This window comes from Galbibacter orientalis DSM 19592, from assembly GCF_000260115.1.
Taxonomy (GTDB): Bacteria; Bacteroidota; Bacteroidia; order Flavobacteriales; family Flavobacteriaceae; genus Galbibacter; species Galbibacter orientalis.
The window spans coordinates 1,721,255-1,741,949 of the sequence record NZ_JH651379.1; the positions used below are offsets into that span (position 1 = coordinate 1,721,255).

Annotated in this window: 16 protein-coding genes; 8 read left to right on the plus strand and 8 right to left on the minus strand. The window is 32.4% G+C overall.

All coding sequences use genetic code 11. The features are described 5' to 3' along the window. Positions 1-51: 51 nt before the first annotated feature. A complete protein-coding gene (locus tag JOOMADRAFT_RS07650; protein ID WP_008612397.1) occupies positions 52-573 on the plus strand; it encodes an RNA polymerase sigma factor in 522 nt (173 codons plus the stop codon). Positions 574-838: 265 nt separating this feature from the next. After that, positions 839-1,678 (plus strand): FecR family protein, encoded by an 840-nt coding sequence (locus JOOMADRAFT_RS07660; RefSeq protein WP_008612399.1) that lies wholly within the window; start codon positions 839-841, stop codon positions 1,676-1,678. Positions 1,679-1,843: 165 nt separating this feature from the next. Here JOOMADRAFT_RS07660 and JOOMADRAFT_RS07665 read toward each other — a convergent pair whose 3' ends face one another. Together JOOMADRAFT_RS07665 and JOOMADRAFT_RS07670 are read right to left on the minus strand one after the other, a co-directional pair. After that, on the minus strand, positions 1,844-2,692 hold the full coding sequence (locus JOOMADRAFT_RS07665) for an IS3 family transposase (RefSeq protein ID WP_008611013.1): 849 nt from the start codon (positions 2,690-2,692) through the stop codon (positions 1,844-1,846). Beyond that, positions 2,689-2,967, minus strand: a complete 279-nt coding sequence (locus tag JOOMADRAFT_RS07670; protein WP_008611014.1) for a transposase — start codon at positions 2,965-2,967, stop codon at positions 2,689-2,691. The genes JOOMADRAFT_RS07665 and JOOMADRAFT_RS07670 overlap by 4 nt, the downstream gene beginning before the upstream one ends. A gap of 266 nt (positions 2,968-3,233) precedes the next feature. Here JOOMADRAFT_RS07670 and JOOMADRAFT_RS07675 point away from each other — a divergent pair, with 266 nt between their 5' ends. Further along, positions 3,234-5,621 carry a TonB-dependent receptor gene (locus JOOMADRAFT_RS07675; RefSeq protein WP_008612400.1) on the plus strand — a complete coding sequence of 796 codons (2,388 nt, stop codon included), beginning with the start codon at positions 3,234-3,236 and terminating at the stop codon, positions 5,619-5,621. A gap of 4 nt (positions 5,622-5,625) precedes the next feature. Then, positions 5,626-6,465 (plus strand): DUF4249 family protein, encoded by an 840-nt coding sequence (locus tag JOOMADRAFT_RS07680; protein ID WP_008612402.1) that lies wholly within the window; start codon positions 5,626-5,628, stop codon positions 6,463-6,465. A gap of 311 nt (positions 6,466-6,776) precedes the next feature. On the opposite strand, the gene JOOMADRAFT_RS07685 is transcribed toward JOOMADRAFT_RS07680, so the two are convergent. From JOOMADRAFT_RS07685 to JOOMADRAFT_RS07705, 5 genes are all read right to left on the minus strand, one after another. Further along, complete coding sequence (locus tag JOOMADRAFT_RS07685) at positions 6,777-7,511, minus strand: sulfite exporter TauE/SafE family protein (RefSeq protein ID WP_008612403.1); 735 nt, start codon at positions 7,509-7,511, stop codon at positions 6,777-6,779. Positions 7,512-7,870: 359 nt separating this feature from the next. Continuing rightward, positions 7,871-8,809, minus strand: a complete 939-nt coding sequence (locus JOOMADRAFT_RS07690; RefSeq protein WP_008612404.1) for an FAD-dependent oxidoreductase — start codon at positions 8,807-8,809, stop codon at positions 7,871-7,873. Then, the gene (locus tag JOOMADRAFT_RS07695; RefSeq protein ID WP_008612407.1) at positions 8,806-10,263 is read right to left on the minus strand and encodes an amidohydrolase family protein; all 1,458 of its coding nucleotides are present in this window, start codon (positions 10,261-10,263) and stop codon (positions 8,806-8,808) included. Before JOOMADRAFT_RS07695 ends, JOOMADRAFT_RS07690 begins: the two co-directional genes overlap by 4 nt. Before the next feature lie 3 nt (positions 10,264-10,266). Next, positions 10,267-12,042, minus strand: a complete 1,776-nt coding sequence (locus JOOMADRAFT_RS07700; RefSeq protein ID WP_008612408.1) for a serine hydrolase — start codon at positions 12,040-12,042, stop codon at positions 10,267-10,269. Positions 12,043-12,514: 472 nt separating this feature from the next. Beyond that, on the minus strand, positions 12,515-13,090 hold the full coding sequence (locus JOOMADRAFT_RS07705) for a hypothetical protein (RefSeq protein WP_008612409.1): 576 nt from the start codon (positions 13,088-13,090) through the stop codon (positions 12,515-12,517). Positions 13,091-13,573: 483 nt separating this feature from the next. Between JOOMADRAFT_RS07705 and JOOMADRAFT_RS07710 the strand changes: the two genes are divergently transcribed. From JOOMADRAFT_RS07710 to JOOMADRAFT_RS07720, 3 genes are read left to right on the plus strand one after another with little or no spacing between them, the layout of a single operon-like run. Next, entirely contained in the window at positions 13,574-14,863 is a 1,290-nt protein-coding gene (locus tag JOOMADRAFT_RS07710) for a DUF5690 family protein (protein ID WP_008612410.1), read from the plus strand. Continuing rightward, on the plus strand, positions 14,856-16,019 hold the full coding sequence (locus tag JOOMADRAFT_RS07715; RefSeq protein ID WP_008612411.1) for a TIGR03364 family FAD-dependent oxidoreductase: 1,164 nt from the start codon (positions 14,856-14,858) through the stop codon (positions 16,017-16,019). Before JOOMADRAFT_RS07710 ends, JOOMADRAFT_RS07715 begins: the two co-directional genes overlap by 8 nt. 1 nt (position 16,020) lies before the next feature. Then, positions 16,021-16,698, plus strand: coding sequence for a phosphonatase-like hydrolase (locus JOOMADRAFT_RS07720; RefSeq protein ID WP_008612412.1), 678 nt, complete (start codon positions 16,021-16,023; stop codon positions 16,696-16,698). 5 nt (positions 16,699-16,703) lie between these two features. On the opposite strand, the gene JOOMADRAFT_RS07725 is transcribed toward JOOMADRAFT_RS07720, so the two are convergent. Beyond that, the gene (locus JOOMADRAFT_RS07725) at positions 16,704-17,270 is read right to left on the minus strand and encodes a helix-turn-helix domain-containing protein (protein ID WP_008612413.1); all 567 of its coding nucleotides are present in this window, start codon (positions 17,268-17,270) and stop codon (positions 16,704-16,706) included. A gap of 258 nt (positions 17,271-17,528) precedes the next feature. On the opposite strand from JOOMADRAFT_RS07725, the gene JOOMADRAFT_RS07730 reads away from it, so the two are divergent. After that, positions 17,529-20,690 (plus strand): SusC/RagA family TonB-linked outer membrane protein, encoded by a 3,162-nt coding sequence (locus tag JOOMADRAFT_RS07730; RefSeq protein WP_008612416.1) that lies wholly within the window; start codon positions 17,529-17,531, stop codon positions 20,688-20,690. The last annotated feature ends 5 nt before the right edge of the window (positions 20,691-20,695 follow it).

Sequence of the window (20,695 nt, forward strand, 5' to 3'; positions counted from 1 at the left end):
AAACAATATTATCTACTTTACAATGTTATCTCGAATCAGGATGTTATTACTATGGAGAATGTGAAACTCATTAAAAATTTAAAGAAGGGGAAAGAATCGGCCTTCAAGGAGGTTTACTTTACATATTATGATAAGTTGTATAATGTAGCGAAGCGATTTAATTTTAAATTCCTTACGCCAGACGACTTCGTACAAGAGAGTTTCTTAAAACTATATAATAAAAGAGCATTGCTAAAAGAGGATGTTGTTTTTGAAAAACAATTGTTTGTTATATGTAAGCATATCATCATTAACCATATCAATAGGGAAAATAAGGTAATTCCATTAGATACTTCAAAACTTGAAATGATAGAAGAAGATGCTGAATTAGAGTCTTTGGAGGAGATGAGAATTAAACTGTATTTTCTCATAGATCAATTACCAGCCCAACAGCAAAAAATATTTACATTACATAAATTAGAGAATCTTACTTACCAAGAAATAGCAGCAATTACCAATCTTTCCGAAAAGACAATTGCCAATCATATATACCTTGCCAATAAATTTATTCAAAAAAAGATAGCAGGAGCTTAGGAACTTTTAATTTCTCGTTTGTTATATATATAAATGGGAAATAAAATGAATATCGAAATTTATAAAACGAGTGTAGAAACTAGGGATCAGGCAACATATCTTCTGAGACTTTTACAACAACATATTTCTGATTGTGTCATGAACTTCGACTTAGAAGATTGTGATCGAATTCTCCGTATTGAAAGTAATAGAGATATTTCTGAAATAGTAAGTGGGATGTTTGTAAAGCACGGATTTCAATGTCAAAAACTATAATTTTCTAGCTATGGATAAAAAGAAACTGGCAGAGAAATATAGAAAAGCCTGGGAAGAAAAGCCTATGGCTATTTCCAATAACATAAAAGAAGCTTCTTGGAATAAATTTCAATCCAAAGCCTTCCCAACTAAAAAGAGAATTAAGATGCCTTGGCGTTATGCAGCGGCAGCCATTTTAATTATTTCCCTTTCTGCGGGAGGTCTTTTTGTATATCAAAACACACAACAAGATACATATAAAATAGCTGAAAATGTTATTGAAAATCCAACTTCAGAATGGAAAACAATCACCTTACCAGATAGTTCTAAAGTCGAATTAAGTGCAAATTCTAAGTTGGTCTACGCAACAGATTTTGTACATAATAGAAAGATTGAACTCAATGGAGAAGGGTTTTTTAAAGTTAAAAAGGATAAAGAACATCCTTTTCAAGTGGTGTGTAATGAAACAACTACTACTGTTTTGGGAACTTCATTTACAGTTAGGGAAGATCTAAAGGACGGTGTAAGTGTCAAACTTTATGAAGGAAGTGTACAGATGAGTGTGAAAGACAGTACACAGAACTGGTTGTTAGCTCCTGGTGAAAAATTCATTTATAGTAAACAAACAGTATCAATAGAAGCCTTTAATAGGTTTGTGGATTTTGATAATGAAAAATTTGTAAATGTTGTCCAGTATATAGAAGATGGATACCACTATAAAATAACAATACCAGAGGCGTATTTAAATAAGCGAATTACGTTACGAATTAATAAAAAAGAAGATATAACTACTATTGTTAAACTACTATCAAAACTACACAACCTGAATTATGAGATAAATGAATCCTTAAAACAAATCACTTTTCAATAAAAAAGAAAAGGATGTCTTAGCTACAACACTGTACATCCCTTTCCATATCAAAATAGAATGTATTATCCATTTTAATATAATTAAAAAACATAAAACTTTATGAAGCATATCATTTCATTACACTACTCCCCATCTGTAAGACAGTTTAAATATATATCTAATTATTTATGATGCTATTCTTTTTGTATTATAAATTTGATCAGGTGGTACTTTTCCTATTTCAGTATGCCTTCTTTTGGTGTTATAGAATTCAATATATTCCGTGACCATTTGATAGAGATCTAGACCTCCGTTTGGTGGGTTTAGATAGATCTTTTCATATTTAAGAGACTTCCAGAAGCGCTCAATAAAAATGTTATCCAAAGCTCTTCCTTTGCTGTCCATAGATATTTGAATATCATGTTCTTTAAGCACTTCAATATATTCGGAGCTGGTATATTGTGACCCTTGATCGGAGTTATGGATCTCCGTATTGCCATATTGAGCGATAGTGTCTCTAAGAAGCTCGATACACCACTGTTTGTCCATTGAGTTTGAAATACTCCAATTAAGTATTTTTCTACTATATACATCAATGATAGCATTCATATACATAAAGCCACGGAACATAGGAATATAGGTGATGTCAGTCTGCCATACTTGGTTAGGGCGGTCTATTACTAAGCCCTTCAAGAGATAAGGGTACTTATAGTTTTTAGGATCCCTGATGGTGGTTTTAGGTTTTCTATATATGGTCTGTAATCCCATAATTTTATACAGCCGTCTTATTCTTTTCACATTTACGTGGTAGCCAAGATCAAGGATGAGATAATCAGTCATCCGTTCGACTCCATAATAGGGGTGTTCCAGGAACTGCGCATCTATTGCCTTCATCAGTTCTAAATTCAATGGACTCTCACTTTTAGGCTTATAATACAGACCAGAGCGATGAATGTTAAGGATTTTACATTGTTGTGCAAGACTCAGCCTTGGATGAGATTTTACTACCTTTTGTCTTCTTTCAGTAGTACTCATTTGCCCAAGACTTTCTTTAAAAAATCATTCTCAACTTGTAATTGACCGATCTTACTATAAAGCGGTGCGGTATCCACAGCTGGAGTATCTTTTTCTGATTTGGACTCGAAAGCAAGTTCTGCGTTTTTTAAAAACTCTCGCTTCCAATTGGATATTTGGGCTGGATGCAATTCAAATTTGGCAGCAAGTTCAGGTATACTTGTCTGCTCTTTTATCGCTTCAATGGCTACTTTGGCCTTAAAGGATGCGCTGAATTTTCTTCTTGATGTTTTCATATTGACAGGGTTAAAATTACAACTTAATTTCCTGTCCTAAATTTGGGGAGTATTATACATCATGCTTTTTATTACTTAGTTTAAATATAGTTGCACAAAACATATCGGTTACTATTAATAAAACCGTTACACTAAAAGAATTATTTAAACAAATAGAAACACAAACAGATTATAAATTTGCATTTACCAGTCAAATAGATACCAATCAAAAATACTTTAAAGAAAGTAAAGACTTCAATGCTGTCGAAATTAATGAATTAATTTCCTTGTTAAATCAAAAATTGCCTTTTAGTTTCTCTTTACAAGGTGCTAATATTTTTGTAAAAGAGCAAATAAAAAGTGCAAATCAGAGAACACACACATTTTCTGGGACTATCTTAGATGAAATTAACCAACCAATTTTAGGTGCCAATATTTTTATAAAAGAAAAAGGAACAGGGACTACAACTGATGAAAATGGACAGTTCTCTATACAGTTGCCCCAAGGGAACTATTCGGTTTTAATTAGTTATATAGGTTTAAAAAGTGAAGAAAAACAAATTTCACTCTTTAAAGATGTTCAAATAAAATATAGCATGGAAGCAGATAGCCAAGACTTGGAAGAAGTAATTGTAACTCAAGATAGGGCTGTGAGTATTAAAAAGCCGCAAATGAGTATTAACAGTCTTTCTATGCAGGAAATTAAACAAATTCCAGTGGCTATGGGAGAAGCAGATCCTTTAAAATCTTTATTGACTTTACCTGGTGTGACCAATGCAGGAGAAGCCTCTTCAGGATTTAATGTAAGGGGGGGAGCAGCAGATCAGAATTTAATCCTTTTAGATGGAACGCCAATTTATAGCGACTCACATATGTTCGGTTTTTTCTCAGTATTTAATGCAGATGCTGTAAATAGCCTAGATTTATACAAGGGAGGAATTCCTTCTAAATACGGAGGGCGCGTTTCCTCGGTGCTTGATGTAAAGCAACAAACGGGAGACTATGAGAATTTTAAGGTAAATGGAGGTATAGGTTTGATATCTAGTAGACTTTTGTTACAAGGGCCTGTAAAAAAACAAAAAAGCTCATTTATGGTAGCTGGAAGAGCTTCCTATGCTCATTTATTTTTGAAGTTGGCAGACAACAATAATTCTGCAATGTTTTATGATCTTAATGCTAAATTTAATTATCGGATTAATAAGAATAACAGTCTTCATTTTTCAGGGTATCTAGGGAATGATATATTCGATTTAAATGAACAATTTGCTAGTACCTATGGGAACACCATGGGAAGTATAAATTGGAAGCATAAATTTTCAGATAATTTAAGCACTAACTTAACTGCATTTTATAGTGATTATACGTTTAATTTAGGATTGACAACTGAAAATTTTGAATGGGATAGTGCCATTAAAAGTTATGGACTAAAATACGATTGGATGTATTTTGCATCTGAAAAAATAAAACTTAATTACGGGATTGATGCTACATACTATGATTTTAATCCAGGAACTTTAAAACCTACCAACAGCGATTCGCAATTTAATTATGATCAGCTTGATAAAAAGTATGCACTAGAGTCCTCGGCTTATATAGATGTAGAGCAGGAAGTTTCAGAAAAACTACATCTTCGTTATGGCTTGCGCTATAGTTTATTTTATCGTTATGGAGCACAAGAAATAAATACCTACCAAGATAACAATCCAGTGGTTTACAATCCAACTTATGATATTTATGAAAAAGCAGACCCTATAGGTACAACCTCCTATGATAATGGGGAGAAAATGGCAGATTTTAATAATCTAGAACCAAGAGTATCCCTTTCATATGCATTTAACGAAGAGAATTCCATTAAAGCCAGCTATAATAGGATGGCACAGTACATCCATATAGTGTCCAACACACAATCTCCAACGCCAATGAATATTTGGACACCAAGTGGGCCGTTTATCAAACCGCAAATACTAGATCAATACGCTATCGGGTATTTTAAAAATTTTAATAACCGGATGTATTCAATTGAAACGGAGGTTTTTTATAAGGATATTAAAAATAGATTGGATTATATAGATGGAGCAGACCTCTTGGCAAACAATAATATAGAACAAGTAATTCTCAATGGTAAAGCTAGAGCATATGGTTTTGAATTATTGTTTCGAAAAAATATGGGTAATTTAACAGGATGGGTCTCTTATACCCTTTCTAGAGCAGAACAAAAAACTTCAGGAAGAACAGCAGAAGAACCCGGAATTGCTAATGGAGATTGGTACTTGTCTCCGTATGATAAGTTACATAATTTAAGTGTTACTGGAAATTATGAGTTCAGTCCAAAATGGTCGTTTAGTGGTAATTTCTCATTGCAATCTGGGCAGCCTGTAACCTATCCAAATGGATATTATGAATTTGGAGATATCCATATTCCTAATTATTCACTAAGGAATGAAAACCGATTACCGCTATACCATCACTTGGATATAGCCGCTACTTATACGCCTAAACCAAATAAAAAGCGAGGTTGGCAAAGTTATTGGGTTTTTAGTATCTACAATGTGTACAATAGAAAAAATGCAGCCTCTATTAGATTTACCACCAATGAGGATACTGGCTTTAATGAAGCAAGGCGGTTGTCAATTTTCGGAATAATACCAAGTGTTTCTTATAATTTTAAATTTTAATGTGATGAAGTATTTTATTAAATATAGTTTTAAAAGAATATCGTTTATATATATAAGTTCCTTGCTGGTTGTACTCTTAGCTTCTTGTGAAGATGTTGTAGAAGTTGATTTAGATGCTGGAGCGTCTAAACTTGTAATAGATGCAGAAATAGTTTGGATTAAAGGAACCGATGGAAAACAGCAAACCATAAAAATTAGTAGAATGACAGATTATTATAATGAGGTTGTTCCTAAAGTATCGGGAGCTCAAGTTTATATAGAAAATAGCGAAGGAGAAACATTTAATTTTGATGAGTCTGAGGCTGGTTTTTATGTGTGCGAGGATTTTATCCCTGAACTTTATAAGAATTATACGCTCTATGTTGCTGTAGATGGTCAAAGTTTTACCGCTACGGAACAATTAACCTCAGTAACAGCAATTAATAAGATAGAACAACGTACTGTCTTAGATTTTTCAGATGAAGAGGAAATAGAAGTAGAGATTTTTTATGATGACCCTATTGATGAAACTAATTATTACCTCTCAGATTTTAAAAGTGAAAATTTCCTTTATCCAGAATATATTTTAAGTGATGATAGCCTGAATAATGGGAATGAACTTAATGATAGTCATTCGGATGAAGATATATTTGCTGGAGATACATTGGAAATCACACATCGTGGCATTTCTCAACAGTTTTATAATTATATGAATTTGATATTGGATGCCTCAAGTGCAAATCCATTTGCTGCCCCACCTGCTAATATTAGAGGTAATATTGTAAATCAAAACGACCCTAATAACTTTGCTTTAGGTTATTTTAGACTGTGTGAAGCCAATCACGTTTTATATGTAGTGGAGTAATGAGAGATTAGGTTAAAAAACTATTTTAAACTTACTTAAAAGGAAGTCAATATTATAATTATCTCTCAACAACTTTATGTTAGGTTTTTATAATAGCCGATGCAGGTTGTAGGGAAAAGGGGATAATAAAAATTTCAAATAAAATTATCCTCTTTTTCTACAGCAGCCAAAAGTTCTAAATCTTTAATAAAATGTTCAGAAATTTGTATTTTAAAATACTAACTAAAAAATAAAAAGATAGTTTAAGGATATTGGGCTGGTATTTTTATTGAAAAATATTATTGTACGCAATTTTTTTAATTTCTTTATTTTTAAAAAAAGGATTGACCTAATAATACAATGCCCACCCCTATTAAACCTAAATACACGTATTTTAAAAATACACCATCCTTTAATTGGTGATTAAAATACCTACCAAGAAGAATGGCAGGAATTATAGCGGGAATAGAAATTAAAAAATAGTATGTTACTGTAGAAATCCAAAGCCCTTGGTACCAATAGCCAAACATAGCTAAAGTGCTTGCAGGTAAAAAATAAGCCTGTAAAGTTGCCCTAAAATGTTTAGCGGTCCAATTACGCATATTACCATAAATAACAAGTGGAGGCCCGTTTAAGCCATATGCTCCGCCAAATACACCAGAAAAGAAACCACATAAAAATAACCAATATTTATGATCTGTTTCTAATCTAAAATTACTTTTATATAGCAAGGAATAAATAGAATACAAAATAATAAGTATTCCTAAAACTAATTTAGTCAGGTTTTCATTTCCATAAATTAGGAGTAATAATCCAAAGGGGATTCCCAGAGCTGCAAAAATAACCAACCATTTAGCGCTGTTAAAGTGTATTTGTTTTCGGTCTTGTACAACTACAAAAGCTGCAATTAAAATCGAGATTAAAACAGAAAGGGGAACGGCAATTTCAATAGGTATTAAAAGAACAAGTAAGGGAACAGCTACCAAAGATTCTCCAAAGCCAAAAGTTGAACGAACTAATGTTGCAATAAAAACAATTGCTAAAACGTAAAAGGTTAGTAAACTCATATTTTATTTTATTGTTGCCCGATAAAAGTTAACGGAATTTATTGGACTCCACTTATATCAAGGTTTAAATGAGGTATTAAAAAATAGCCCCCTTGCTATTAATAAAAAGAAGATTTCAGTAATGTTGTTTCTTTAAACTACTTATTTCATGATAGTAAATATTTAGTCTTTGCTCTTTTTTCTTATAGCGAAGCGGTCTTGTATTTTTTCACGGACAACAATAATTTTATTTAAATTCACTTCTTAAAATTTCAAGTTAATTAACTTTTAAAATGAAGTTTATCACACGGAAAATAATAATATGGGTATTAATTTTTCAAAGTTTCTAACTTTAATTAACCACCCCTTTTAGGGGTTAATTATCTAGCATCTATTATTTCTGTAAGTTCTATGGCACAACCCCAAGCTACTGTAAAACCAGCGCCACCATGTCCGTAGTTATGAAAAATAGCAGGATATTGACTATCAAACTCAAAACGCACCTCACTTCTTTTAGGGCGGAGACCTACAATTTCTTCAATTATTTCAGGCTGCTTTTGGGATAAACTAGTTTGTAAAAGTCTTTTAATTATGAGATCTGTATCGCTTTTTTCTATATTTAGATTCCAATCGTCTAAATAGTCTGTACCCCCAACAACACAATCTTCACTTCGATTAATAACATAACTCAGAGCACCTTTTTTTGTGGAGTCGGCACATGAAGGAATATTCATTTTTTTACAACGTAAAATTTGTCCGCGCATAGGCTGTAGATCCTTGTCGTTACAGAGCTTTTTTGCTCCTAATCCTGTGCAGTTTATAATAAACCCATCTAGCTTTGATGCTTCTTCTAAACTGGAAATTTCATGCTGTAAAAACGTTCCGTCAGATTCTATAAATCGTTGAAAAAGATATGGTAAATATAATAATGGTTCTGCTAATGGAACTCTAGAGATAAAAGCCTTTTGTATCCCTTTTGGTAATTCCTCTTTAGAAGCTTTTTTGGTGGTTCCTTCGGGCATTTTTAGTGTCCAATCGATATTACTATTATCGTTATAAGCAGTTATAAACGGAATAAATGATACTCCATTTTTAGGTTTAATATCACGTTGGTATTCTTGATAAGCGAGTGTAGCCCAATGATTTGTTTTTTCTTTAGGATAAATTTCAAATGGAAACCAAATGGCTCCCACTTTGCTAGACAAGGTTTTATTAAAATGTTCCTTAGCTATAATGGTAACTTTAAAACCTTTCTCTTGTAGTTTAATGGCGGTGGTTAGTCCTACAATTCCACAGCCGATAACTGTTATAGATCTCATAGTTGTATTTCGCTTTTTATAGCTTTTCCTGGGAATGTATTAACTTGTAACTCCCCATTTTCAATAAGTATTTTTCCGTTTATAATTACATAGTCCATCCCTGATGATCTTTCAAATCCGCTAGCATAAGTAGCATTGTCCTTTACCTTGTTTTGATCAAATAGTAATATGTCTGCGTAACATCCTTTTTTAATTCTACCTCTTAACTTCATTTCGGGAACTATAGATTCCAAGACCTTTGCGGGCATGAGGGTCATTTTTTTTATAGCAGTATTGATACTTAATAGTTTTTTTTCATTTACATATTCACGAATAACTTTAGAAAAGGTTCCAGATGATCTTGGGTGTCCTAAAAGGGAATAACCACCGCCATCACTAGCAATCATTGTAGCGTTAGAAGTTATTGCACTGTCAATCCAACTTTCTTTCATCATATGCACAATTACAGAACCTCCTTGTTTTCGGTACATTTCAAAAGTCTTTGCTGTTAATCGTTCTCCAGTTTCAATCCATTGCAAGTCTTGGTAAGTACAACCTAATCGCTCTTGCCAACCTTCATTGAAAATAGCAGATCCAATTTCGGTATTTCCAGCAGTGTATGGATATAACTCGGTAGTAATAGGAAAGCCTAAGGCCTGTGCTTTTTCAACCGCTTGTAAGCAGAAATCAATATCCTTACGCGCCATGCTTGGTAAGTGGCAAAGGTGAAGCTGTGTTTTATTTAAAATGGCATCGCTTATTGCTTGCTGAAAGGCAATGGCGCCGCCTTCGCGAATGTGTGAAAAAACGGGTAAGTTGTGTTCTCCAGCAAAAGCATATACATCGGCAATTTCTTTGATAGATGCGTTTGGTAAATAGCCAACTGGAATGCCAATACCTATTGCACCATCGTTTAGAGCATCTTTGAGCTTATTTCTTAGTGTTGGAAATTTGTTTTCGGTTAAAGCTAATGAGGCAGCAGAATCTTTTAGCTCTTCATAAATAGTATTGTAAACCCTGTCGCTATTAGAAATAACTTTGTTTCTGTAAGCTAATTGGCAGGCAGAGGCGCCAAAATTGACTAAAGCTTTTTCTTTTCTAGCTTCATAATATTGTTTAAGAGTGTCAATCCCAATTTCTAATTCTAATGCTGTTGTAACGCCATCAAATACTTGATATTCATTCTCTTTATTGGTTTGCCCATGGGCATGCAAGTCTATAAATCCAGGGGATAATATTTTTCCGCTGCCATCTATAACTTTTTCGCCTAGGAGTTTATGAGTACTTATTTCTGCTATTTTATCATCAGAAATAGCCAAATTTAATACTTGGTCAGTGTTGGTTTCTGGGTTGATTACTCTGGCGTTTTCAATAACAATATCATAGGTAATAGATGCGTTTTCTTTTTTTTGAGAACAAGAAACAATAAATACGGTAAGAGTTAAAAAAATAATATTTTTAATAATAGTACGCATAACTTATTTTTTTGTAGCAGTAAAGGTTCCATTGGGTTCATGTAGAATTAGTTTTTCATCTTTAAATTCTGCTTTATAGCCAGATAATCCTTTGATTATAAATTCATTTTCTTTTACAGGAACTAATGTGTATTCGGGTTGTTGGGGTACAAGAAGTGTTAAGTTTTTGTTTTTTAAGGTGACTTTTAATTCTGTGCCCGAAAGGAAATAGCTTCCTTCATATTTCTGTAATTTAGTTTCAGAGATAGCAACTTCATTTGGGCTTCTCTTAAAATAAATAGGATCTAAGGTTGGTTCTAATTTTAAATAGACTCCGTCTATATCTCCTAAATCATTAGTTTTAAAATTGAAATTAAAGCCTATACCTTCTTTTAAATCAATTTTATTATTTTTTATTAAATGAGGTTTAAAAACATCGTAATGGGTATGTTTTAAATATGTTTTTTCTCTAGTAAAATTTGCCCAAAGTGAATCGTTTTCAGCTTTAACCTTAATTGTGCCATAACCTTTGTTGCTATATTCCCCAGTATATTCTGCCAAATTATGGGTGGGGTTTGTATTAGAAATTTCACTTTCTTCTTCAGTCTTTTTCTTTTCTTTTTGTTGTTTCTTAAGTTCTCCTACTTTTTCATTATAATAAGCTACCCAGTCTGTCTTTTTTAAATTTAGAATTTCATCAGAAATTTCATTCCTTACTAAAGTAGGTAATGCAGAGCCATCTTGGTTTGTTAGCACTACAATTCCTATTCCGTCGGATGGAAAAAATGAGACATTAGCAGCAAATCCATCAATATTACCACCATGTTCTAGTCGATAGTGACCTTTATACGAAGAAGTAAACCAAGCATACCCATAACTATTTAAATGTTGTGCTGGAAATTTCTTATCGGCTATACCATTACCTACTAACATTAACGGATTTATAGCTTTTTCAACATATTGTTGAGGTATAACTTGTTTCCCGTTAAATTTGCCTTCGTTTAACCAAATCATTAGCCAGTTTGCCATTTCTTTTGCACTACTATTAATACTTCCTGCAGGGCTAATAGCTGCAATATTATAGTAGGGGGTAAGTTTGTTGGTAGAGAAATTCTCTAATGTATAACCCTTGGATGCATTTGCAGATTTTTCTAATTCTTTAATAGATAAATTAGAAGTAGACATCTGTAGGGGTTTAAAAAAACGTTCCCTTATATTATCTTCCCAACTATTTCCGGTTAGTCTTTCTGCAATTATACCTTGCGCCAAGTACATAAAATTATTATAGTACCATTGTTCTCTTATTCCTGTAAAAGGTTTGTGGTATTGTACACGAGCTAGTAGGCTGTCTTTGTTTTCCGTAGGGAATAAATACCATGAAAAATCATGTCTAGGTAAGCCTGTTCTATGGCTCACCATATCTAATATGGTAATGTTATTGTTTAAATCGTTATTATAAAATTCTAGTTCTGGGATATATTTTTTGGGACTATCAGTAAACTTCAATCCTTTTTCATCTTCCAGAATTCCTAATAAAGCAGTTGTAAAAGCTTTTGAGGAAGAGCCAATGGCAAAAAGGGTATTTTCATCTACTTTTAATTTATTCTCTAAATCTTTATATCCAAATCCTTTAGCGTAAATTACTTTTCTTCCTTGAACAATAGCCACAGAAAACCCTACGGTCTGTGTAGTTTCTTGCAGAATTTTTAGTTTTTTATCAAGTTGTTTTTCGTTGAGATTGGTCTGAGCAAAAAGAGTGGTGCTAATAAAGACTGCTAGAAGTAAAATTTTTGTTTGCATAAAATATTTTGTTTTATTCAGGATAGATTGGAATGTTTAATACTAAAATACACATTTATTGGGAATCCTTTCTAGGTACTATAAATTTTAGCCACAGATTCACGGATGTTGAATGAGTTGGTGTTATAGTTATAAGAAGCAACAAAATATATCCGTGAATTCGTGGCCAATCTACTTTTTAGTACAGACAATTGAATATGTCTCATAATTATGTAAAAACTATTGTAATGACTACAATACACATTTATAGGAAATCCTTTCTAAGTACTATAAATTTTAGCCACAGATTCACGGATGTTGAATGAGTTGGTATTATAGTTATAAGAAGCAACAAAATATATCCGTGAATTCGTGGCAAATCTACTTTTTATACAAGTTTAATTGTCTCACAAAACCGCTAGTGTGATTATCTTGTTCGTTCCCAGTAGGGGATAGTGGTTCTAAATGGACTTTACTTTGTTATGACTAAGGTTTAAAAGATTTCAAAATTTGTATGGATGATTTTTAATAAATCTGAAATGGATTTAATTTCATCAACGCTTTTAAATTGTGGTAAAAAATATGAAGGGTCTGGATACCGAATTTTGTTATATATACCTTTATCGTGATCTGTTTTAATTTCAATGACAAAGCTGATGCCATCTACAATTACTTTTTGCTCAGAGAAAATGACAATATCATCTTTTAAATTAATTATTGATGTATTGTATTTTAATTTATATTCGATTTTCTCCCAATCTGGTAAATATTGAATATTGGTTATTAAAATTTTTAACCATAATTTTTCGTCTAATCGATTTAATGTGTCTATAACTATGTTTTTAGTACAGACAATTGAATCTGCCTCATATCTGAAATATTTTACGTTCCATGTTTTGTCGGAATTTAGAAACATTTCAAATGATTCAGTTGTTTTGTTATTATAGCCATCTATTTTATCAATTTTTAAATAGTTAGATGAATCATGATAATCTTCAAAAGGTAAGCTTTCCTGTGAAAAGGTTAGATTAAAAATTAGGAAGAATATTATAATTAGAATGTTTCTCATAATTATGTAAAAACTATTGTAATGACTAAAATACACATTTATAGGGAATCCTTTCTAGGTACTATAAATTTTAGCCACAGATTCATGGATGTTGAATGAGTTGGTATTATAGTTATAAGAAGCAACAAAATATATCCGTGAATTCGTGGCCAATCTACTTTTTAGTACAGACAATTGAATATGTCTCATAATTATGTAAAAACTATTGTAATGACTACAATACACATTTATAGGAAATCCTTTCTAAGTACTATAAATTTTAGCCACAGATTCACGGATGTTGAATGAGTTGGTATTATAGTTATAAGAAGCAACAAAATATATCTGTGAATTCGTGGCCAATCTACTTTTTAGTACAAGCTTAATTATTCCAGAAAAACATCTTTTTTAAACATTTGGTAACTTAAAGGTAATTTTAAAAACATTACAAATAGTAATTATTTATCGAATTTTACATCCATAAATTTACTATTTGTAAACATTTTGAAATATACAAAAACAGATATTAAAACATTATTATATGGTTCTTTTGCTGCCTTTGGTACTTACTTTTGTATGTATGCCTTTAGGAAGCCATTTACTGTTGCTACTTATGAGGGGCTGAGTTTTTGGGAGGTAGATTATAAAATTATTCTTATAATAGCGCAGGTTCTTGGATATATGCTTTCAAAGTTTATTGGGATTAAACTTATTTCAGAACTCAGAAATAATCAGCGTTTATTGCTATTAATAACAATGATTGCAGTGGCAGAAATTAGCTTGGTGTTATTTGCCGTTGTACCAGCTCCCTATAATCTTGTTTTTATGTTTTTAAATGGACTTCCGTTGGGAGTGATTTGGGGGATTGTTTTTTCATATTTAGAAGGGAGAAAAACTACAGAGATATTGGGAGTAGTATTGTGCTCTAGTTTTATAGTTTCTAGTGGAGCCGTAAAGTCTGTGGGACTTATTTCAATGAGGTGGATTGGTGTTAATGAGTTTTGGATGCCTGCGGTGACTGGAGCAATATTTATAGTTCCTTTTTTAATATTCTCTTATCTTTTAGAACGAATCCCCTCACCAACACCAGAAGATATTTCCTTACGAACAGAAAGAAAACCAATGAGTAAAGTAGATAGGGCTAATTTGATTAAAACCTATTTTTTTCCAATTGTAATATTAGTGTTTTTTTATGCGGCTCTTACGGCATTAAGAGATTATAGAGATAATTTCTCTCGAGAGATATGGGATGCATTAGGGCTCAGGGATAGTATAGCTATTTACACATTTTCTGAGATTCCAATAGCTATTTTAGTGCTTGTTATTTTAGGACTATTTGCTTTTATAAAAAGCAATTTTAGAGTTTTTATTTATTACCATTATTTGCTTTTTGGGGGAGCGTTCGTAATAGGGTTGCTTACGGTATTCTATCAATTAGAATTGATTAGCGAAATTTTCTGGATGATAAGCGTAGGCTTCGGATTATATATATGTTATGTGCCTTTTAATTGTATATTTTTTGACAGAATGATAGCAGCTTTTAGAATTAAAGGAAATGCTGGATTTCTTATTTATATAGCAGATGCTTTTGGCTATTTAGGAAGTATTGCCGTGTTGCTTTATAAGAATTTTGGTCAGGGAGGAGTATCCTGGTTAAACTTTTTCATTTATGGATGTTACCTTATTGCAGCGCTGGGTTGTATTGTTGCTGTGGCTTCTCTAAATTATTTTAAAAAGAAATATAAGTCTTCAGAAAAAAAAATATCACATCTTTTAAATATAGCTTATGAATAATATCGAGAAGTATGATCTTGTTGTTATTGGAGGGGGAGTATTGGGGAGTTTTCATGCTTATCATGCCATTAATAAAGGATTAAAAGTAGCATTAATAGAGAAAAATAAAATACTTCAAGGGGCTACTGTTAGAAATTTCGGACAAGTAGTTCCTTCTGGAATGAACACGAAATGGCAGACTTTTGGTAGGGAGAGTCTGAAAATATATAAGGAGATTCAATCAAAATTTGATATTTCTGTACGCCAAGAAGGATCGGTTTATATAGCTTCTAATGAGGAGGAAGTTAAATTATTACACGAGTTAAAAAAAATTAATCAAGCAAATAATTATACGTCCGAATTGTGGACTAAAGAAAAAACAATTAATAATTATGCAGGCATAAATGAGGCTTATGTAAAAGAGTCTTTATTCTTTCCTGATGAGGTTTTAGTAGAACCTCGAGTTATGATAAGTAAGCTTCATGCTTATTTACAAACAAAGGGATTAGCACTTTTTTCTGGAAAGACAGTGGTAAGAAATGAATCTGTAGGAGAATGTGTAAAAGTATTTACAGCAGACGGAATGGTTGTTACAGCCGAAAAAGTGATTATTTGTAATGGAAGTGATTTTGAGAATTTATATCCTGAATTATTTTCTGAAAGTGAATTAATAATCTCCAAATTACAGATGATGGCAACCAAGCCTCAACCATTAAATTATAAAATGAAGGGGGCAATTCTTACGGGACTTTCTATAAGAAGATATGAAGCTTTTTCCGAATGCCCTTCATTTAAAAAGATAAAAGAAAAAGAATCTTCTGAGAGTTTAGAAAAAAAATGGGGAGTGCATATTTTGTTTAAGCAAGCAGTAGATGGTTCTGTAATTATAGGCGATTCTCATGAGTATGCATCAGTTAAAGAAAAGGAAAGTTTAGGTTTTGATTTAAATATGAATATAGATCAATTTATTATTGAGGAGGCTAAAAAAATATTCTATTTACCAAATTATGCCATTCAGGATAGGTGGTATGGAATGTATTCGCAGTGCAAGGAAAGCGATATTTATTTGAAAACAATAGATAAAAATATTCATATCGTAACTGGAATTGGAGGAAAAGGAATGACAGGAAGCGCAGGTTTTTCTAAAGAAAATATTAATTCAATTTTTAATTTTTAAAATGCAAAATAAAATAAAACTTGCCGTTTTTGATATGGCTGGAACTACAGTGAACGAAGGTAATGTTGTATATAAAACCTTACAGAAAGCAATAAATAATGCAGGGTATAAAGTAGAATTAGACTTTGTGCTTACACATGGCGCTGGGAAAGAAAAGCATCAAGCTATTAAAGATGTTTTAGAAGAATTAAATGAAGATAAAAGTAAGTCGGATGTTATTTTTGAAGACTTCAAAGTATTACTGGATAATGCATACAAAAAATTAGCGGTCAAAGCTTGTAACGGTGTTGAAGAGTTATTTAAATTACTAAAAAGTAACAATATTAAAGTTGCATTAAATACAGGGTACAATAAAGAAATTGCAACCTTGTTGTTGAATAAATTAAACTGGACAAAGGGAGAACAATATGATGCTTTAATTACTGCCGATGATGTAATAAATGGAAGGCCATGTCCAGACATGATTTCTAAGGCAATGGAATTAACCAATGTTCTTGAGGCAGATAAGGTGTTAAAGGCTGGAGATTCTATTATAGATATTGAAGAAGGAAAAAATGCAAACTGTGCAATTACGGTAGGGGTTACTACGGGAGCTCATACAAAAGAGCAATTACTGAGCGCTCATCCTACTTATGTAGTAGCATCTTTATTAGAATTAAAAGATATATTGCTTAAATAAAGGTATTATATAAAGAAGTAAACAACTAGCATTTTAGAAGGTTGTTTACTTCTATTTTCTGGTACGTGTGGAATTCTACCATCAAAAAATATGGAATCTCCTTCTTTTAGTAAAACTTCTTCTTCTCCAATAATATAGTAACATTCTCCTGAAAGAATGTATTTAAATTCAAATGCATCGGTAGTTACTTTTTCTCTTTTAGAATTTGGTTTTACTTCTAAGAGAACTGTTTCAAAACCAAGGGAAGAAAGTTGTTTGCTAAATATAAAGTTGTAGGTAAAGCCTTCTGCCTCTTCCTCTTTATCAATAGGGGTATTTTCTTCTTTTCTTGAAACAATAAAATTAGCGCCACTACCTTTTGGTATTCCTTTAAAAAAATCGGTTACTTCAACTTCAAGCGCATTTACTATTTTTATAAATACTGGGAGGGAAGGTATTGTTCTTCCATTTTCAATACGAGAAATAAGTCCGCTAGTTACTTCTGCTTTTACAGCAACATCATTAATGGTTTTACCATCATTTTTTCTAATTTCTTTAATTCGCTTACCAATACCTATAAGATAATCTTCCATTTAGTAGAATTTTTTACACCTCAAAATTAAAAGAAATACTGTAAATTATTTACCCTATTTTATGCTTTTGATTCTGTTATTTATTCAAATTAATGAAAAACAGAAAAGTAACTATTAGTAAACTAAGGTTGTTAACTTTTTGTTAACTGAATTTACAGTATGATTGCAATGATTTAATAGTGCATGTAGTTTAACTTAACTTACCTCTTCGATATTTGCATAACTAAATAACTTAATAAAGTTTACAAATACGAAAAAATGAATAAGCGGAAATTATTATGTGTATTTGCGTTCTTCGCATTTATTACAAGTTACTCTCAAACCTTATTTAAAGGGAGTGTATTAGATGAAAATAGCACACCTTTACCAGGTGCATCCATTATGATAAAAGGTCAAAATAATGGAGTTGCTACAGATTTTGACGGAAATTTTGAGATAGAGCTCCCCCAAGGCAACGAAATATTGATAATTTCTTACGTTGGGTATCTTTCTCAAGAAATTAATTCAGCATTAGAGAATGGAGTAAAAGTTGTTTTACAACCAGATTCTCAACAATTAGATGCAGTGGTAGTAACTGCTCTAGGTATTGAAAGAGAAAAGAAGTCGTTAGGATATGCTTCTCAAGAACTTGATAGCGACCAAATTAGTTCGGCAAGAGAACCTAATCTATTAAATAGTATTTCTGGTAAAGTAGCAGGACTTCAAGTAACTAATAGTCCTTCAGGAATTGGAGGGTCTGCTAGAGTTTCTATTCGTGGAGATGCGTCGTTAAATATTAATGGAAACTCTCCTTTATTTATTATAGATGGTACTCCTATTAGTAATGAAATAGTTGGATCTTCTGGAGCTGGGACTCAAGATGTGGATTATGGAAATGGAGCTGCTGAGATAAACCCAGAGAATATTGAGTCGATGAACGTTTTAAAAGGGCCAGCGGCGGCAGCTTTATATGGTTCTAGAGCGGCAAACGGGGCTATCATCATCACAACAAAAAAAGGAACTTCTAAAGATGGAAAAATAGGGGTTACCATAAATACTGGAGTAACAGTAGATAATATTTTAATGTTACCAGATTGGCAAAATGAATATGGTCAAGGTAATAATCAACAATTCTCTTTTGTAGATGGAAAAGGAGGAGGAATTGCAGATGGTGTTGACGAAAGTTGGGGGCCAAGATTAGATACAGGACTTTTAATTCCGCAGTTCGATTCGCCTAGACAAGACGGAACTCGTGGGGGAGATTTAATAAGTAATTCTCCAATTATAGCAACTCCTTGGGTTTCTAATCCAGATAACACAAAAGATTTTTTTAATACTGGATTTACCAAAACCAATAGTATTTCTATTTCTAAAGCTGGAGATTTAGGGAATATCCGTTTCAGCTATCAGAATTTTGATCAAGAAGGAGTTGTTCCTAATACAGATTTAGAGAGAAATACATTTAATTTAAGTGCGGGTCTTAATTTAACTGATAAAGTTAAGGTTAATGCAAATGTAAATTATGTAAAAAGTGATAGTGGCAACAGACCGTCGTTGAGTTATGGAACAGAAAGTATTATGTATCTTTTTATTTGGTACGGAAGACAATTAAATACCAATAGTTTAAGAGATTATTGGATGCCAGGGCAAGAAGGCGTGCAGCAGTTTAATTACAATTACAATTACCATGATAATCCTTTCTTTAATGTATATGAAAATACAAATTCTCAAGACAAAGATCGGGTATATGGAAATGTAAATTTAACCTATGATATTTCCGATAATTGGAAACTGTTACTTCGTACAGGACGCGATTTTTACCGAGATTTAAGAGCTAAAAAGAGAGCTTTTAGTACGCAACGTTTTCCGTTAGGATATTATAGAGAAGATAATGTGTTTTTTGAAGAGATTAATACAGACTTCCTATTGTCATACGATAAAACTTTTAATGAAAAATGGAATGTAAACTTTTCTGTAGGAGCTAATCAACTTAGACAAAATCAAGAGTACGACCAAACGGTAGCGCCAGAACTGATAAATCCAGGGGTGTATTCTTTTAATAATAATAGAAAACCATTAGAAGTTACTTCCATAGATCAAAATAAACGTATTAATAGTGTGTACGGTTTTGCTCGTTTAGCCTATAATAATTATCTGTTTTTAGATATAACAGGAAGAAACGATTGGTCTAGTACGCTTCCTTCTAATAATAATTCATATTTCTATCCTTCTGTAACATTGAGTACAGTATTTAGCGATATGTTTGTGTTGCCAGAGTTTGTAAGTTTTGCCAAATTGAGAGCAGCTTATGCAGAAGTTGGTAATGATACAGATCCTTATAAATTATCTAGTTTTTACACCAATGAGAATCCGTTTGGAGAGTATCCGGTGTTAACAGAATCTTCTTTAATACCAAATGCAAATTTAAAACCAGAGATTACTTCTTCTTATGAATTTGGGGTTGACTTACGCTTTTTTCAGAGTCGCTTAAATATAGATGCTACTTATTATAGCTCCTTAACAAAGAACCAGATTATTTCTATTGATGCAGATATTGCTAGTGGTTACGCTAGTAAACTTATCAATGCTGGGGAGGTTAAAAATTATGGTTTTGAAGCTATTTTAGGAATAACTCCAGTTAGAAATGATAATTTTTCATGGAAAGCAACCTTCAATTTTGCTAAAAACCAAAGTGAGGTTACAGATTTGGGAGGGGTAGATTATACCTTAACCGAAAGAAATTCAGCTTTTATTCAAGCAAGAGAAGGAGGTTCTATTAGTGCAATTTACGGAAGAGGATTTCAAAGAGTAGAAGATGAGAATAGCCCGTACTTTGGGGAAATGATTATTGATGCAAATGGAATTCCGTTACGTACAGATGATTTGGTGTATCAAGGAGATTATGCTCCAGATTATACGCTTGGGTTTCAGAATAGCTTTAGATATAAGGCTTTTGATTTTGGATTTCTATTAGATACCCGCCAAGGAGGAATTGTAGTGTCTAGAACAAAAACAATTGGAAGTACTTCTGGACAATTAAAGGAAACTTTAGTAGGAAGAGAAACAGGAATTGTTGCAGATGGAGTTGTACAAGTATCGGATGGGTTTTATGAACCTAATACTACTAATGTAGATGCTAGAACTTATAATAACAGATATTACGAAAGAGATAATGTGGAGGCTGCAAAATATGATGCTTCTTACACAAAACTAAGAGAGGTAACATTGGGGTACACTATTCCTAAGCGCTTTATAAAGCAGTTGCCAATTACAAATGCTAGATTTTCTCTTAGCGGAAGAAACTTACTTCTGTGGACAGAAAACCCACATTTTGACCCAGAAACAGTAGCTGTTTCGGGAGGGACATTGCAACCTGGAATCGAAAACATGTCGTATCCAAGTACAAGATCATTCACTTTTAATTTACGAGTAGACTTTTAATTCAA